Source organism: Bacillus sp. RZ2MS9 (genome assembly GCF_001816185.2).
In the GTDB taxonomy this organism is placed as follows: Bacteria; Bacillota; Bacilli; order Bacillales; family Bacillaceae_G; genus Bacillus_A; species Bacillus_A cereus.
Map to the genome: position 1 here is coordinate 1,938,649 of NZ_CP049978.1, position 17,249 is coordinate 1,955,897.

Here is a 17,249-nt window from a genome sequence, read left to right on the forward strand (position 1 = left end):
TTTATGAGAGTGGACATGTATCATACGAAAGTATTGAAGGCGCTCGAATCAGAAGATTACATTTCAGTACGAAGAAGAGTGCTACGTCAATTAGTAGAATCGTTAATTTATGAGGGGATTATTACACCGGTTCGCATAGAAAAAGAAGAACAACTTCTTTTTCTAATACAAGGACTTGATGAAGAAGGCAAAAGTGTCACGTACAAATGCTATGGCAGGGAACGGATGACATTTGGACGTATTTCGTTAGACTCATTAATAGTAAGAGTTCAAGATGAACAGCAAGAAATACAATCTGTCTCGCAATTTCTAGCAGAAGTTTTTCGGGTTACTAGTGTAGAACAAGCTAAATTAGATTCTTTTATACACGAATTAGAACAAACAATATTTAAAGACACGATTGCACAATATGAAAGAAATAATAAGAGAGAATATACTCAAAAATCTTACGATGAGTTTGAAAGCCATTTAATAGACGGCCATCCATATCATCCTAGTTATAAAGCACGTGTTGGATTTCAATATCGTGACAATTTTCAATATGGTTATGAATTTATGCAGCCAATAAAACTCATATGGATTGCAGCGCATAAGAATTATGCGACTGTAGGTTATGAGAATGAAGTGATGTATAACAACCTTTTAAAAGAGGAGATTGGCGATCGTAAATTAGAAGAGTTTATGGAACGAATTCGTAATAAGGGATGTAATCCAAAACAGTACGTGTTTATACCTGTTCACCCATGGCAGTGGGTGAATTTCATCATTTCAAATTATGCGGATCATATACAGGGGAAATTTATTATTTATTTAGGAACATCTGAGGACGATTATTGCGCGCAACAGTCAATGAGAACATTAAGAAATATTACGAGTCCAAAGAAACCGTACGTTAAATTATCGATGAATTTACTCAACACTTCAACACTTCGTACGCTGAAACCATACTCTGTTGTGAGTGCACCAGCAATATCAAATTGGTTAAATGATGTTGTAAGTAATGACGCCTATTTAATGGATGAAGCACGTTTAATCTTGTTAAATGAGTTTTCCAGTGTAACGTATGACACGAATAAAAAAGCTATATATGGTTCATTAGGATGTATTTGGCGCGAAAGCATTCATAAGTATTTAGATGCACAAGAAGATGCAATTCCTTTTAATGGTTTATACGCTAAAGAGAAAAATGGTACACCAATTATTGATGCGTGGTTGAATAAATATGGAATGAAGGATTGGCTACAATTACTTATTCAAAAAGCGATAATACCAGTTATACATCTTGTTGTAGAGCATGGCATCGCACTGGAATCACATGGACAAAATATGATTCTAGTCCATAAAGAAGGGGTGCCTGTTCGTATTGCGTTAAAGGATTTTCATGAAGGGCTTGAGTTTTATCGTCCATATTTGAAAACGGTTGACAAATGTCCCGACTTTACTAAAATGCATAAAACATATGCGAATGGAAAAATGAATGATTTCTTTGAAATGGATCGCATTGAATGTTTGCAAGAGATGGTGTTAGATGCACTATTCCTGTTTAATTTAGGAGAATTAGCATTCGTACTTGCGGATGAATATGGATTGAAAGAAGAACATTTTTGGATGATGGTTGTTGAAGAAATTGAAAATCATTTAAGAATATATCCACATTTGAAAGGTAGATTTGAAAATATTCAATTATATGCACCTACATTCTATGCTGAACAATTAACGAAACGTCGATTATATATGGATCTGGAATCGCTTGTTCATGAAGTTCCAAATCCATTGTATAGAGTAAGACAACTTATGAAACAAAAATCAGCTGTTACAGGGGGAAATTATGCTAATCGTTAATAAACAAGAGTATAGCAAAAGTGATTTTGAATCGAGATTACAAGTTTATGAGGAAATGGAACAATTTAAAGAAGCAGAAGGAAATAGATTTGCACTTTGTCTGAAAGATCCATTCGATATTATTACGATTGTGTTTTTCTTAAAAGAAAAGAAATCATCAGTATTACTTATACATGAAGATACACCAAAAGAAACAGCTATTGAAATGGCAAAGCGTGCAAATTGTGTAGGAATTTTATATGGAGAATATGGCGATTTTACAAAATTAGAAGTAGGGAACTTTTTACTAGAAGAGCCTTCTTTATTGCAATATAGTTCTGGAACTACAGGGGAACCGAAACTAATTCGTAGAGCATGGACGGAAGTTGATACGGAAATTACCGCTTATAATGAAGCTTTAAACTGTGAAGTAGATGAAGTGCCAATCGTTATGGCTCCTGTTTCACATTCATACGGACTAATATGTGGTACTTTATCAGCAATTAAGAGGGGGAGCCAGCCTGTAATCATTACGAATAAAAATCCTAAATTCGCATTAAATATAGTTCGCAATACAGAAAAACATATTATATATGCAGTACCACTTATGTTACACATTATGGGGAGTTTTCCATTAGGAACGTTCCAGTTTCATAAAATTATGACATCAGGATCGCCTTTGCCAGAAGCACTATTTTATAAACTAAAAGAAATGACAACATATATGATGCAGCAATATGGTTGTTCTGAAGCAGGTTGTATTAGTATATGTCATGATATGAAGAGCCATTTAGATTTAGGAAACCCTCTACCTCATGCGAGTATAAGCATAGGTTCAGATGAAAATGCACCGGAAGAAATCGTCGTGAAAATGAATGATAAGGAAATCTTCACGAAAGATTTAGGGTATAAATCTGAGCGTGGCATTCATTTTATGGGGCGTATGGACGATGTAATTAATGTTTCGGGATTAAAAGTCTTTCCTATAGAGGTAGAAGAAACGATGCTTCGATTGGAAGGTGTTCAAGAGGCAATTGTATATCGAGGGAAACATCCTGTCATGGGCGAAATAGTTAAAGCGAAAGTGATCTCTCATGTTGATCCAGTACAAATAAGAGAATGGTGTATTCAGCACTTACCTTCTTATAAAGTTCCCCATGAAATTGAAAGTGTAAATGAAATTCCTAAAAATAAAACTGGAAAAGTAAGTAGAAAGTTACTAGAGATGGGAGAGGTTACAACATGAGACGGGAAGCGTTAAAGAATGCCGTGTTAAAAATTATGATAGAAAAAATGGAACTGAAAAATGTAACGCATTTAGAAGAAACGATGCGCTTAAATCAAGATTTATATATAGATTCGGTAATGATGTTACAGCTTATTGTATACATAGAAATGGATGTAAAGCTATGCGTTCCAGAGGATGAGGTAGATCCAAAGGCATTTCTTACTGTAGGATCTTTGCTTGATTTTATGGAGGAGTTACAGGAAATAAATGTGAATAACTAACCTTTAGGAAAGTGGATGAGAGTATGACTTCAATTAAAGTGCACTGTTTAGTGAGTTGTTTTTGTGAAATTATAAAAAGGCGTAGCGACATTGATTTTCGTCCATTTTATTTTGGACTATGGGATGGAGATTTTGATATAACAGAAGGCGGAATTATTTCATATCACTCTGAAAACATTAACCATGATCATTATTTACTTTGGTTTGAAAAATTGTACGGTATTAAAGTAAACGAATGGTATGATCATGCAAAAGATAAAGATAGCAATGTAGAAACGTTTTTAGAATTAGTAGAAAACAAGCCGGAAAATCGTTATGTCATTGTAATGGTTGATATGTCTCTATTACCAGAGAGGGAAAATAAATTTCATCAAAAACCGTTTCCACATTATTTAATGATATCAAAAACAGAGAAAGAAGAAGAGTGGTTCATGCTAGATCCTGATTTTCGTTGGGAAGGAAATATGGAAAGAGAAAAAGTACTTCACTCTATTCAAGATAACCCATTTGGTGGAGGGTATTTCATTGATATAGAAGGAATTGGGGAGCCAACGCAAGAAACAGTATCTAGTTATTTCACAGAAACATTCAAAAAGAACGACAATGAACTGACTATGGAGCTGAAAAATTTAATTGTAAAAATGGCAAATGAGGAAGAAGGATATGCGCTTTCTGGACTTGTAGCAGCAGTAAAACAAATACCAGTACTTGCAATTCGTAAATATAGTTATGAGCATGCCTTTGCATACTTCCGTGAAACGTTGCAATATTCGGAGCAAGAATTTGATTATTGGTGTGATCGGGTAGAGGATATTGTACAAGGATTTACAAATGTACAGTATCGTGCAATTAAAATGGCAATGACGAATAATAAAGGTATGCTAGTATCGATTATTGAAAAACTGGATGAAATGAATGCAATTGAACTGCAAATTAAGAAGGAATTAGAGAGACAGTTTCTATCATGGAAAGGTATGAAAACAAATCAGTCTGTCGCAACTTTTTAATAAGCTAACTGAATTTAAGATAGGGGAGTTTAATGCTATGAAATATTCGCTATGTACCATTTCATTTCGTCATCAATTAATTTCATTTACTGATATTGTTCAATTTGCATATGAAAACGGTTTTGAAGGAATTGAATTGTGGGGGACTCATGCACAAAATTTGTATATACAAGAACGCGAAACGACAGAACGAGAATTGACTTTTCTAAAGGATAAAAACTTAGAAATTACGATGATAAGTGATTACTTAGATATATCATTATCAGCAGATTTTGAAAAAACGATAGAGAAAAGTGAACAACTTGTAGTACTAGCTAATTGGTTTAATACGAATAAAATTCGCACGTTTGCTGGGCAAAAAGGGAGCAAGGACTTCTCGGAACAAGAGAGAAAAGAGTATGTGAAGCGAATACGTAAGATTTGTGATGTGTTTGCTCAGCACAATATGTATGTGCTGTTAGAAACACATCCCAATACACTAACAGACACATTGCCTTCTACTATAGAACTATTAGAAGAAGTAAATCATCCGAATTTAAAAATAAATCTTGATTTTCTTCATATATGGGAGTCTGGCGCAGATCCAATAGACAGTTTCCATCGATTAAAGCCGTGGACACTACATTACCATTTTAAGAATATATCTTCAGCGGATTATTTGCATGTGTTTGAACCTAATAATGTATATGCTGCAGCAGGAAGTCGTATTGGTATGGTTCCGTTATTTGAAGGTATTGTAAATTATGATGAGATTATTCAGGAAGTGAGAGGTACGGATCTTTTTGCTTCCTTAGAATGGTTTGGACATAATGCAAAAGAGATATTAAAAGAAGAAATGAAAGTATTAATAAATAGAAAATTAGAAGTAGTAACTTCGTAATGTGAAATGATGTGAGAGTCTCGTTTTAGAGTCTCTTTTTTTATGGTAAAAAATAACCAAAAATTTCCATGTATTTTAATTTGAATTTAACACAATTTATATATAAATAAGGAGGTGATTGGTAATGGCTAGAAATCGTAATTCTAATCAATTAGCATCACATGGAGCACAAGCAGCTTTAGATCAAATGAAATATGAAATTGCACAAGAGTTTGGTGTACAACTTGGCGCTGATACTTCTTCACGTGCAAACGGTTCTGTAGGCGGTGAAATTACAAAACGCCTTGTAGCGATGGCAGAACAACAACTTGGTGGCGGATATACTCGCTAATTGTAGAAGGTTATAGGAGAAAGGAAGGATTCTTCCTTTCTTTTTTTTTCAATTAATTGGTATGGATATATTGTGAACTGGATTCAAAGAATAGGAATAATACTATAATTTCCCCAATTTCTTTTGTTGTGAATGGGAAGTAGTAAAGATGTAATAGCCCTGGTGGAATGAAAAGTTACGTTCCAGCGGGGCTATTATATGGTAAGAAATATATGATGAAAGGTTTCGAAGCCAACATGTTAAAAAAAGAAAACTGTTGTTTAATTGCGCTTGCATCAGTTCCACTTGTTATGACATTAGGGAATTCAATGCTCATCCCAATTCTGCCGACTATTGAAAAGAAATTACATATTTCATCGTTTCAAGTATCCATGATTATTACAATTTACTCTATCGTAGCCATTCTACTTATACCGATTGCTGGTTATTTATCAGATAGATGGGGACGAAAGATGGTAATGGTTCCGAGTTTGCTGATTGCAGCTATAGGAGGAGCGATAACTGGTTGGGTATCTTGGAAAGTTGATAATCCCTACAATTGGATATTGATTGGTAGAGCGATTCAAGGTATTGGTGCTGCTGGTGCAATGCCAGTTGTTATACCGTGTGTTGGTGATTTATACAAAGACGAAAAACAAGTTAGTACAGGTTTAGGAATCATAGAAACATCCAATACATTTGGGAAAGTGCTGAGCCCTATTTTAGGGTCTGCTCTTGCTGCCGTTGTATGGTTCTTACCATTTTGGGCGATTCCAATTTTATGCGTAGTATCAATTGTTTTATTACTTGTTCTAGTAAAGGCAAAGAAACAAGAAGGAGAAGTACCACCACTTAAAGAGTTTATAAAATCTATTCTGTCTACGTTTCGAGAAAAAGGAAGATGGTTAATTGCCATTTTTGCATTAGGTGCAATTATTATGCTTATTTTATTCGGAATTCTCTTTTATTTGTCGACTATACTGGAATCAAAGTATGACATTCATGGTATATGGAAAGGGTGTGTGCTTGCTATCCCGTTACTTGTACTGTCACTTAGTTCATATATGGCCGGTAAAAAAATTGGAGATAATCAAAATGTTATGAAGAAGTGTATCTATATTGGTTTTTTAATGGCAGCTGCATCAGTCATCATTCCTTTATTTATAAAAGGGATTTATTTACTACTTCTTTGTCTCGTTATTATGGGGATAGGGATTGGTATGGCACTCCCATGTTTAGATGCCCTCATTACACAAGGAATTGAAAAGGAGCAAAGGGGAACAGTTACGTCATTTTACAGTTCAATGCGATTTATCGGTGTAGCAGCTGGACCACCTTTATATTCTTTTTTCATGAAAGGGGCGGACCATGAAGTGTTTTATTTGACTAGTATTTTCGCTGCCATTGGTGCTGTCATAGCAATCATTTGGATTAAACCAGCAAAGGATGCAAAGGCGGTAAAACAGAAACCGGAACCTACTTCATAATTTGTAAGAGAATTGCATGATGTTTTGAGTAACATGCAATTCTCTTTCGTTCATTAAGAATAAATAACTTGTTTTAACATATAAAGTGCGACACCCCATATGATGAGACCAGAAAATTTATTTAATAATAAAATTGTCTTTCCGGTTGAGTCTAGTCTTTTTAGAAATTTCCCCGCTAAAGCTAAGCTTATAAACCAAATCCAAGAAACGATAATAGTTGCAAGTGTGAAAGCCCATTTTTCACTTCCTATGTATTGAATAGAATTTGTTCCAATTACACCGATTGTGTCTAAAATAGCATGTGGATTTAATAACGAAACTGATGCTGCGAAAAGGATTTGCTTTTTTAAGGGCATACTTTTTTCTTGTGTTACATCGTTGGAAGGGCTACTTCTCCAAATAACAAAGCCCATGTATAGGAGAAAGAAAAATCCAATTATATATAATGAGTTAGTTAGCCAAGAAAAAGTAAGGAGTACAAGGGAGACACCTTGCACTGCAATCAATATGAGTAACGTATCACATATAGAGGCAGTTAATACTACAGGGGCTGCCCTCCAAATGTTTGGTTGGCTCGCACCTTGGTTAAAGACAAAAACATTTTGTACACCTAATGGAATGATAAGTCCAAATGCAAGAATGATACCATGAATAATTGCTTCACTCATCATATTACCTCCTATTTTAATTCATTATGATAGTGTATATTGTATAGAAGAAATGAAAATTTGTATCCATCCATATGGTTGGGGAGGTTACCAACCAAAAAGAATATAAGGTGATATGATGGAAAGATTCGTTTGGAAACCGGATATGTCTCTAGCGACGCCGCTGTATAAACAAATAGAAACGTATATAAAAGAAAGGATCGTTAATGGAGAATGGACCGTTGGAACGAAATTACCTTCACAAAGAGATTTGGCCCATACATTTGGTGTGAATCGAAGCACAATTGTAATGGCTTTCGATGAACTAGTTGCGAAGGGATATATTGAAGGGAATGGCAGGAAAGGAACAATTGTTGTAAATAATAATGAGAATGTTTCAACTTACGCACCCCCGCCTAATTGGCAGTCTTATGTAGAAACAGGACTTCATTATCCGAATCTCCCAGCTATTCAAGAGATTAATCAAGCTGAATTTTACCCACATGTAATTCGGTTAGGAACAGGTGAGCTCGCGCCGAGTCTCTTACCTGAGAAAAAGATGAAAGAAATTATGAATAACCTTTTAAAGTCAAATGTGACGCTTGGGTATGAAGAGCCGAAAGGAAATCTTTATTTAAGGGAAAAGATTTCCGAATACTTAAAGGAGCATGGCGTATATGTATCTCCTGACTCTATATTAATTGTTTCAGGAGCAATTCAAGCGCTGCAACTTATTTCTATGGGGCTTCTTTCGAAAGGGGCATCAATCTTATTAGAGAAACCATCCTATTTATATTCGCTTAATGTTTTTCAATCAGCAGGAGTACGTTTAATTGGAATCCCAATGGATGAAAGCGGGTTACATACATCATATATTAAGAAATATAAGAAGCAATTTAATGCCTCTATTTTATATACAATCCCGTCTTTTCATAATCCAACGAACTTTAGTATGAATGCGAAGAAACGAATAGAAGTGATGGAAATATGTAATGAAATTGGATTACCTATTATAGAGGACGCAGTGTATCAAGACTTATGGTTTGATGCACCTAGTTCGAAACCTTTAAAAGCCTATGATAAAAATGGAATCGTACTACATATTGGAAGCATGTCCAAAGTAATTAGTCCAGGTTTAAGAATTGGATGGATTGTTGGACCCGAGCCAGTAATTCAAAGATTGTCAGACATAAAGATGCAAACAGATTATGGTTCAAGCACTATATCCCAGCAAATTGCAGCAGAGTGGTTTACAAATGGTCTATATGATGAGCATTTGCGATTTGTAAGAAGTGAATTGAAAAAACGAAGAGATTTTATGTTACTAATGTTAGATAAATATCTTCGTGAAATAGCAACTTGGCATGAACCAACAGGCGGGTTTTATATATGGGTACATATAAAAGTACCCATTTCATATCGCAGTTTATTTGATAAAGCTCTGCAAGAAAAGGTTTTATTAAACCCAGGTACTTTATATGATAGAAGTGCAAATCAATTTTTGCGCCTATCGTATTCATACGCAACGTTAGAAGAAATTGAAATAGGTATAAAAAAACTTGCACAACTAATGAAAAAGTAAGAGGAGAAAGTAATGAAACAATATGTAATTTGCCAAATGATCAATGGAGAAAAATATTTAGCTGCTTATGCGGAGACGAAGCAAGAGGCGATTGAAAAAGCAGAACTGTTAGGATTAAGAACGGGAAATCGTTACATAGTTATAACTGCAGAAGAAGCCGAAGGCTTAACGTATCCTTAAACAATGTATGAGATTATATAGGAAGTAAATAAGTCTAGTAATATAAGAATTTACTAGGCTTATTTACTATTAAGTTGTTAAACGTTCTCGTATTTATACGCAAAGTAATAATATTATGAGTCAAGTTGACGAAAAAATCGATTTGTCTTTCGGTCTTGATTTCCTTTTCTATACTCATCAATATATTGCCTAAAGTTCCATGCTTGTAAAAATTTATTAGCAGAGTTATAACCAGAATTGTAAAGCCAGTCTTTTTCTTCCTTCGTCAGTTCAAAATTAGTACTTGTAATCGTTCCTGTTGGAATTGTAATCGTTCTTGCTTTTGATTCCTTATCTAAATGACGTAAATCATGAGCTTGCATCATTGTTTTAAATAGTCCTTTGAACATAGAAATAGGCTCGTTATAGTGAGCAGGGTCAGCTTGAATCTCATCTTTTACAAAATGAAATCCGAAAGTCGGCCAGCGAGGAGCGGTAGGTGAATCGAAGATCCAAATTGGATAATTACTTAGAATTCCTCCGTCAACCATATAACAAGGCTGCTTCCATTTTGGAGTTCTCCATTTTACGGGTTCAAAGAAGAAGGGGATTGTACTACTCATTCTTACCGCTTTAGCGATAGAGAAGCGATAATTTAAAAATCCATAGTTTGGTAAGTCGTCAGGAAAGACAACCATTTTACCATTACTAATATCAGAAGCGATGATTTTGAGTTTGTTTAGATCCGGTAAATCAGTAAATAAATGAACACCTTTTTTTCGAAGTAATTCTTCAATCCATTCTTCTATAAATACATTAGAGTATATACCTAGAGTAGTCCATGCACTTAGTCCTTTTCCGATAAAGGGGATTTTGTCAATAAAGGTTTTCTTCGTAAATTTGTTATAATCGATATCAGTTATAATGGTTTTTAGCTCTGAACAAGAATATCCTGCAGCTAAAAGTGCCGCGATAATTGCACCAGCTGATGTTCCAGCTACACGTTCCCATTCATAACCTTTTTCGGCTAACGCGCAAATTGCCCCAACATGCGCAATACCGCGCACACCGCCTCCTTCAAAAACACCATCAATCTTCATTAAACATACTTCCTTTCAAATAAAAGATTTGGAAATGGCAAAAAAGCACGTATTGTACGTGCTTTTTTACAATGGTTTTTAAGTTTACTAGCAGCCTACAAAGCCGCCCCAACAGCTAGCTCCGATGATGATTAGAAGGATGAATAAAACGATTAATAAAGCGAAACCTCCGTAACCACAACCACCACAGCTACCGCCGTAACCGTAACCGCCGCAACTATATCCGTAACCCATGTGGAATTCCTCCTTATATTAAAAATAAAAATGAACGAGGGGAAAATGTACTGGAAGAACTAAAGAACTATCGTGTTTGTAGGAACAATGTATAGTATGCTTTTTTAAACTTGTTCGCGTACGAAGGATAAGCCCGTTTTTTGGAGGCTTGTTGATTTTGTAAAGAATGAAGTATAATCTTTGTACTATGATATAAATAAGTATGTAAATATAAGGAGAATTTATGAATAAAAAAATTGAAGTATTAATTGATAAATATGAACTAACACACTTGAAAGAGGAACTTATTAATACTGTATTTCCTTGTATAAAAGTTGTGCCAAAGCAGCAGGAAACTGTTGCGATAGGTAGTTCGAAAATGGGAGGAGTTCCTGATTTACCAGCTTTATTTGAATATCCAAAGCATAAAGGAAATCCACTACAATTTATCGCGCAATTTAACTTAAGTGATTTACAAAACGTTGGTATGGATCACAATCTTCCTAAGGCGGGGATGCTGTATTTCTTTTGCATTGAAAATTATTTTGAAGAAAATGTCAAGCTAACAGAGGCTGGGGGTGTACTTTATTATGATGTTCCTGTAGAGCAATTACGAAGAGGAAATGAAGTACAAGCGAAATATAACCAGTGTGCAATTACTTTTGAACTGACATACAAATTACCAGAACTTTTCATTGAAGATGAGGCTGATTCAGATCGTTTCTTGCAATTACTTGAAGAGCTAATTCCGGATAACTACGATAACCATCAAATGTTTGGTGAGCCATTCTCTGTACAAGAAGAAGTGTTATATGAGACGGGAGAATATATGGGAGTAGACCCGCAGCAAATGACTCTTTTATTCCAAATTGATTCAGATCATAAAAATTGTAATATGGTTTGGGGAGAACTAGGGATGCTATATTTCTGTATTAGTAATGAAGATTTGAAAAATCAACGTTTTGAAAATACATGCTGCGTATTACAAACATGCTAATGAAAAAAGGTTGTTCTTTTAAAAAGAACAACCTTTTTATGTGAATTAGTTAATATGCATAATCTCATATGACCTATACGAAAAAGTATTGTATACTCTGAAACTATACGATACTTTTTCGTATAGTTATAGAATATAAGGAGTGACAAGATGGGAAAGACAAGTAAGTATGTGACAGCTGCCGCACTTTGTTCAACTATAGTAATGGGAGGCTTACAAGCGTCATCTGTATCTTATGCAGCTACAAATCCGACTACAGTGACAGCACAATCAGATGTAAAGTTATTAGATGATTTCAGAAAAGAATTAAAAAAACAGATTGATAATCGAGAAGAAAATATTACAATCACATATAAAACAAAAGATAGAAATGCTAGAAATATTATGGATCAATTGTATGGTGAGTTTAATAAAATTGTAGATGCTGATGAGTATGTAAAATATAATGTAGCGTCTACTAGATATTCCATTAAAGGAATGCCAGGGGACTATACGTTTACACTGCAAGTAAAATACCGTGAATCAAAAGAACAAACTCAATATGTAAAAGCTCAGGCGAAATCAATTGTTGGATCAATTGTAAAACCAGGGATGGATGAGCATGAGAAAGTAAAAGCTATTCACGATTACGTTGTTAAGCATGTGTCTTATGATACGTCTTATCAAGCGTATACAGCATATGAAGCATTAGCGAATCGTTCTGCCGTTTGCCAAGGATATACATTATTAACGTATGAGTTGTTAAAAGAGGCAGGTATTCAAAATCATATTGTAACAGGCACAGGAAATGGACAAGCTCACGCGTGGAATTTAGTGAACATTGAAAACAAATGGTATCACCTAGATACTACATTTGATGATCCAGTACCAGATAAAGCAGGGCGTGTAACTTACTCATATTTTAATATGTCTGACGAACAGTTAAGTAAAGATCATGAATGGGATCGTAGCAAATATCCAGCGGCAACTACAAGTTATTTTGGTGAATTAACAAATAAAATAAAAGCTGGTAGCTCAAAAACTGTCGTATATGAGCAGATGTTAAAAGAAACAAATTTACAATACTTATCTGCAGAATACGGAGCAGAAAATTATAATGAATTTAAGAAAAAGTTGCAGCAACAGTTTGCAGCCAAGCCAGAAAAAGTAGAAGTGCGATATAAGCAGTCCATGGATGGAACGATGCAAGATATAAAGAAAGTATTAAATGAAATAAATTGGCCAAAAGGTGCAAAGCGTGTGTCTTATCAAGTAGCGCCTTACAGTGCATTGGCGGGTTATTCATTAGCGACAATTACATTTACGTATTAAGCAATGGGAAAAAGCATCTGTAAAAGGTGCTTTTTTTATTAATTGATTGCTTTTGAATATTAAGAATTGTGTGATAGAATAAATGGATAAGGATGTGAATGTGGAATGAACTTGTTCGAAAGTAATATTTTTACATTGATATATACTTGTTTAGTAATCGGACTTATCGTTTTGTTTTTCATATCATTTACTTTGTTTATTAGAAGAGTATTACAAAGCAGTGCTGCAAAGAAACACCACGTGATTAATATGAACCAGAAGCTAGATCGAATCATTGAATTGCTTGAAAAAGATAAGAAATAGCGATAGAAGAGGTATGAAAAGGGGAAAGAGAATGGCCAATTATATAAAAGAATTACGTGAAAAAGTAGGACATGATTATGTTTTCTTAAACTTTGCCGGTGGTTGTGTATTTAATAAAGAAGGAGAAGTATTACTGCAAAAAAGAGGAGACTTTAACGCTTGGGGATTTCCAGGTGGTGCAATGGAGATAGGAGAATCAGCTGCGGAAACTGCAATCCGAGAAATAAAAGAAGAAACCGGGTATGATGTAGAAATAAATGAGCTTATTGGAGTGTATACAAAATATTTTCAATCATATCCAAATGGAGACAAGGCTCAGTCAATTGTGATGTTCTTTTCTTTCTCAATAGTTGGAGGTGACAAAAAAGTAGATGGTGATGAAACGCTGGATTTGAAGTTTTTCCCGTTAGACGACATGCCACCGTTATTTTGTAAACAACATGAAGATTGCCTGCAAGATTTATTGGAGAAAAGAGTAGGGGTATATCGTTAACATATAAAAAAGAAGCTAAATGAAGATTAGCTTCTTTTTTATGTTTCATTTATTTCCACCAATCATCAAACATTGACGCTGGTACTTGTCTTTTATGCTCACTCACTGTGTAACGTTTTTCAATTTTCTCTGCAACGTCAGCTGGAACTGCTTTACCTTCTAAATAATCATCTAATTGATCATAAGTAATACCTAACTCTGTTTCATCAGCTTGACCTGGTTTTTCATCTAATAAATCAGCTGTTGGCATTTTTAAGTAAAGTCGCTCGTCTGCACCTAACTCTTGTAATAATGCACGTCCTTGGCGCTTCGTTAATCCCGTTAATGGTAATAAATCTGCACCACCATCTCCGAATTTTGTAAAGAACCCTGTTACAGCTTCTGCAGCGTGATCTGTTCCGATAACAAGTAGCCCTTTTTGTCCACCAATTGCATATTGAGTAACCATACGGATACGTGCTTTCACGTTACCTTTATTGAAATCTGTTAATGATTCACCCAATAAGTTTTCATATTGATTTGAAAAAGCATCAACAGTTGAAGCAATATCAAATGCAACAGATTGATCTGCTTGAATGAATTGTAATGCTAATTGTGCATCATCTTCATCTTTTTGTACTTTATAAGGAAGACGCACTGCGATAAACGTTGCATTACCACCTTCGTTACGAATTTCTTCAACTGCAAGTTGTGCTAAGCGTCCTGCTAATGTAGAGTCTTGTCCGCCGCTAATACCAAGTACAAATCCTTTTGCACCTGTTTTTTTTACATAATCCTTTAAGAAATCAACTCGTTTACGAATTTCAATTTTTGGATCAATTACAGGCTGAACATGTAATGCTTTCATAATCTGTTCTTGTAATGTCATTATGTTTCCTCCTATTCATATTAAAGCGGTAATTAAGTTTATATGTATAATGGTACATACTTCTATCCTTTATTATTTCGCAAAATTAACGAATATACAATAGGATGTGTGTATGAATATGAATGTAGTCATTATAAATAAAGTACTACGTATAAGCAATTTTTTAAACCTTTCAAAAATGTAAGGTTTTTGTCATTTGAATCGATGGAAGGTATTTCCGCACTTTACTAATATAAAAACATAGATAGTAGAAGGGCGGAGAAGTAATATGAACATTAGAGAACTAGCATATCGGAATGTAACCCGAAATAGACGGACATACTCAGCCTATTTTTTGAGTAGTGCATTTGCAATTATGGCCTTTTTTGTGTATTCATTTTTTGCGTTTCATCCGGCATTAAGTGCAGGAGAATTAGGTCAGTACGTATTCGTAAGTATGTCTTTTGCACAGTCTATTATTTACTTATTTACATTCTTCTTTATTTTATATTCGATGGGAATGTTTTTAAAAACGAGAAAGCGTGAACTAGGAATTTTAATGATGCTAGGTATGACGAAATATCAATTAAAGCGTCTGATCTTTTTTGAAAATATTATGATTGGAATAGGGGCAATTATTTTTGGTATTCTTTCAGGTATGTTATTTTCAGGGGGATTACTATTTGTCGCTCCGATGATATTGAAACTAGATATCTCCTTATCCTATTACATACCGATGAAAGCAATTGTTGTAACGAGTATTATGTTTTTTATTTTATTTATGATCATATCATTGTTTAGTGCAGGAATGATTCGTAAAAATAAGATTATGAAGTTGTTTAGAGGATCGGCAGAGGCGAAACCGGAACCGAAAGCATCAATCATTTCTTCCATATTAGCAGTAGTATTGCTTAGTGCTGGCTATGTAGGAGCTCTTCTATCACATGGAGCAATGGTATTTATTATGATGATTCCTGTTACAACGGTAGTTATTATTGGGACGTATTTGTTGTACAAGCAGCTGAGTGTCTTTATTATTCGATTATGTAAAAAAAGTAAACGTTTCTATTGGACACAGACTAATATTATTACGTTATCAGATTTAGCGTATCGCATGAGAGATAACGCAAGAATGTTCTTTATTGTAACCATTATTTCTACTGTAGCATTTTCCGCAATAGGGACATTAGTTGGCTTCGCATCCATGACGAAAGGGATAATGGAGAGACCGATTTCGTTTCATTACCATTCTAAGCAAGGGAATAGTAACGAATCACAGCATATACAAATGATTGACAAAGGATTAAAGAAACATAGTATAGCAGCTTCAAAAACTAATATTTCAACAAAGAAAACGGAGGAACAGTCGTTAAGAAGCGCCATTTTTATAAAAGAATCAGACTATAAGAAATATGCAAAGTTAACAGGAGAACCATTTAATACTGTAGCAAATAAAGAAGTTGTATTTTTGTCAGCTAATATACCAGGGCCAACGATGAAAGAAAGAAAAGAAATTACTTTACCTAATATGAATGAAAATTTAAAAGTGAAAAAAGTTACTTCATCTTCATTGGGGAAAATATTAAGAGGAAATGTTTATGTAATCTCTAATAATCAATATGATTCATTACAAGATGGGTTTATAGAGACAAAAGATTATATGTATAAAACTGAAAGAACGAAAGATGAGATTGAAATTGGTAAAGAGCTTACGCATCAAATTAAACCGTATCAAGAATATTCAACGTTTAGTGCGGAAGAGTACGAGCAAAACCAAAGTTTACAAATTGCAGGACCGATTTTATTTGTAGGTTTCTTTATTGGTATAGTATTTTTCGTTTGCGCAGGAAGTTTCCTTTACTTCCGTTTATTCTCCGATTTGGAGGATGATGTTCGTTTGTTCGAAATGATTCGTAAAGTTGGATTGACAAGTAGGGAATTATCGAAGGTAGTTACAATTCGATTGGCGCTTTTATTCTTCGTTCCAATTGGTGTTGCAACATTACATGGAGCAGTAGCCTTAACGGCGTTAGGGCAAATGTTTGAGTACTCATTGTTTAAAGAAAATACAGTTGTATTAAGTATTTTCATAGTTATTCAAGTTGTATACTTCTTACTTATAAGATCCCGTTATGTAAAACAATTGAAAGAGAGATTACGTATGCATTAAATGTGTTTTTTTAACTCGAGTACAAAATTTTCTAAAAAGAGGCAAGTATTGTCAAAAAGTGATAAAATGGAAAAAGCGAGGTGAAAAAATTAATAGAGAGTAAGGGGGGAGAAATATGAAAGCAACAGGAGTTATTCGAAAAGTAGACGAATTAGGACGAATTGTTATCCCTAAAGAATTACGCGATGTATTGGGAATACAAATCAAATCACCGCTTGAAATTTTTGTAGAAGCAGATAAAATCATTTTACAAAAATATCAACCTTACAATGCTTGCCAAATCACAGGTGATGTTTCAGGGCAGAATATTACATTAGCAAATGGAAATATTACAGTTGGCATAGAGGGAGCGGAATATTTAGTAAAAGAAATAGAAAAGTTTTTAAACAAGAGTGAGGTTTAGTCTTAATTTA

At 34.4% G+C, this 17,249-nt stretch carries 19 protein-coding genes; 15 read left to right on the plus strand and 4 right to left on the minus strand.

The window, feature by feature from the left end:
- The first annotated feature begins 3 nt into the window (after window positions 1-3).
- The 7 genes from BHV55_RS09985 to bcbE all read left to right on the plus strand — a co-directional run bounded on the left by BHV55_RS09985 (window position 4) and on the right by bcbE (window position 7,014).
- Window positions 4-1,842, plus strand: coding sequence for an IucA/IucC family protein (locus BHV55_RS09985; RefSeq protein ID WP_070757534.1), 1,839 nt, complete (start codon window positions 4-6; stop codon window positions 1,840-1,842).
- Window positions 1,829-3,067: an AMP-binding protein gene (locus tag BHV55_RS09990; protein WP_000909579.1), complete on the plus strand. Its 1,239-nt coding sequence runs from the start codon at window positions 1,829-1,831 to the stop codon at window positions 3,065-3,067. Before BHV55_RS09985 ends, BHV55_RS09990 begins: the two co-directional genes overlap by 14 nt.
- Window positions 3,064-3,330: a petrobactin biosynthesis protein AsbD gene (gene asbD / locus BHV55_RS09995; protein WP_001250561.1), complete on the plus strand. Its 267-nt coding sequence runs from the start codon at window positions 3,064-3,066 to the stop codon at window positions 3,328-3,330. The genes BHV55_RS09990 and asbD overlap by 4 nt, the downstream gene beginning before the upstream one ends.
- 23 nt (window positions 3,331-3,353) lie before the next feature.
- Window positions 3,354-4,337, plus strand: a complete 984-nt coding sequence (locus BHV55_RS10000; protein ID WP_070757531.1) for a DUF6005 family protein — start codon at window positions 3,354-3,356, stop codon at window positions 4,335-4,337.
- Between the two features lie 37 nt (window positions 4,338-4,374).
- Window positions 4,375-5,217: a sugar phosphate isomerase/epimerase family protein gene (locus tag BHV55_RS10005; protein WP_000877670.1), complete on the plus strand. Its 843-nt coding sequence runs from the start codon at window positions 4,375-4,377 to the stop codon at window positions 5,215-5,217.
- A 124-nt stretch (window positions 5,218-5,341) separates the two neighbouring features.
- A complete protein-coding gene (locus BHV55_RS10010; protein WP_000113545.1) occupies window positions 5,342-5,548 on the plus strand; it encodes an alpha/beta-type small acid-soluble spore protein in 207 nt (68 codons plus the stop codon).
- A 236-nt stretch (window positions 5,549-5,784) separates the two neighbouring features.
- Window positions 5,785-7,014 carry a bacillibactin exporter BcbE gene (bcbE, locus tag BHV55_RS10015; RefSeq protein ID WP_033667350.1) on the plus strand — a complete coding sequence of 410 codons (1,230 nt, stop codon included), beginning with the start codon at window positions 5,785-5,787 and terminating at the stop codon, window positions 7,012-7,014.
- 53 nt (window positions 7,015-7,067) lie between these two features.
- Here bcbE and BHV55_RS10020 read toward each other — a convergent pair whose 3' ends face one another.
- Window positions 7,068-7,682 (minus strand): LysE/ArgO family amino acid transporter, encoded by a 615-nt coding sequence (locus BHV55_RS10020; protein ID WP_001287305.1) that lies wholly within the window; start codon window positions 7,680-7,682, stop codon window positions 7,068-7,070.
- Window positions 7,683-7,800: 118 nt separating this feature from the next.
- On the opposite strand from BHV55_RS10020, the gene BHV55_RS10025 reads away from it, so the two are divergent.
- Both BHV55_RS10025 and BHV55_RS10030 read left to right on the plus strand, forming a co-directional pair.
- On the plus strand, window positions 7,801-9,243 hold the full coding sequence (locus tag BHV55_RS10025; protein WP_000439399.1) for an aminotransferase-like domain-containing protein: 1,443 nt from the start codon (window positions 7,801-7,803) through the stop codon (window positions 9,241-9,243).
- Between the two features lie 12 nt (window positions 9,244-9,255).
- Window positions 9,256-9,423, plus strand: a complete 168-nt coding sequence (locus BHV55_RS10030) for a DUF3933 family protein (RefSeq protein WP_000816389.1) — start codon at window positions 9,256-9,258, stop codon at window positions 9,421-9,423.
- 113 nt (window positions 9,424-9,536) lie between these two features.
- On the opposite strand, the gene BHV55_RS10035 is transcribed toward BHV55_RS10030, so the two are convergent.
- Entirely contained in the window at window positions 9,537-10,502 is a 966-nt protein-coding gene (locus tag BHV55_RS10035) for a patatin-like phospholipase family protein (RefSeq protein WP_000686789.1), read from the minus strand.
- 87 nt (window positions 10,503-10,589) lie between these two features.
- Window positions 10,590-10,736, minus strand: coding sequence for a YjcZ family sporulation protein (locus BHV55_RS10040; RefSeq protein WP_000540425.1), 147 nt, complete (start codon window positions 10,734-10,736; stop codon window positions 10,590-10,592).
- Window positions 10,737-10,959: 223 nt separating this feature from the next.
- Between BHV55_RS10040 and BHV55_RS10045 the strand changes: the two genes are divergently transcribed.
- From BHV55_RS10045 to BHV55_RS10060, 4 genes are all read left to right on the plus strand, one after another.
- Window positions 10,960-11,712, plus strand: coding sequence for a YwqG family protein (locus BHV55_RS10045; RefSeq protein WP_070757529.1), 753 nt, complete (start codon window positions 10,960-10,962; stop codon window positions 11,710-11,712).
- A 150-nt stretch (window positions 11,713-11,862) separates the two neighbouring features.
- Window positions 11,863-13,023 carry a transglutaminase domain-containing protein gene (locus tag BHV55_RS10050; RefSeq protein WP_070757527.1) on the plus strand — a complete coding sequence of 387 codons (1,161 nt, stop codon included), beginning with the start codon at window positions 11,863-11,865 and terminating at the stop codon, window positions 13,021-13,023.
- Between the two features lie 105 nt (window positions 13,024-13,128).
- Window positions 13,129-13,326: a DUF4083 domain-containing protein gene (locus tag BHV55_RS10055; RefSeq protein WP_001048102.1), complete on the plus strand. Its 198-nt coding sequence runs from the start codon at window positions 13,129-13,131 to the stop codon at window positions 13,324-13,326.
- 31 nt (window positions 13,327-13,357) lie between these two features.
- Entirely contained in the window at window positions 13,358-13,819 is a 462-nt protein-coding gene (locus tag BHV55_RS10060; protein ID WP_000024999.1) for an NUDIX hydrolase, read from the plus strand.
- Window positions 13,820-13,868: 49 nt separating this feature from the next.
- Here the strand turns inward: BHV55_RS10060 and nadE are convergent, their stop codons facing one another.
- A complete protein-coding gene (gene nadE, locus BHV55_RS10065; protein WP_000174891.1) occupies window positions 13,869-14,687 on the minus strand; it encodes an ammonia-dependent NAD(+) synthetase in 819 nt (272 codons plus the stop codon).
- 268 nt (window positions 14,688-14,955) lie between these two features.
- Here nadE and BHV55_RS10070 point away from each other — a divergent pair, with 268 nt between their 5' ends.
- Together BHV55_RS10070 and BHV55_RS10075 are read left to right on the plus strand one after the other, a co-directional pair.
- Window positions 14,956-16,836, plus strand: coding sequence for an FtsX-like permease family protein (locus tag BHV55_RS10070; protein WP_070757525.1), 1,881 nt, complete (start codon window positions 14,956-14,958; stop codon window positions 16,834-16,836).
- A gap of 115 nt (window positions 16,837-16,951) precedes the next feature.
- Window positions 16,952-17,239, plus strand: a complete 288-nt coding sequence (locus BHV55_RS10075; protein ID WP_000648325.1) for an AbrB/MazE/SpoVT family DNA-binding domain-containing protein — start codon at window positions 16,952-16,954, stop codon at window positions 17,237-17,239.
- Window positions 17,240-17,249 lie beyond the last annotated feature (10 nt).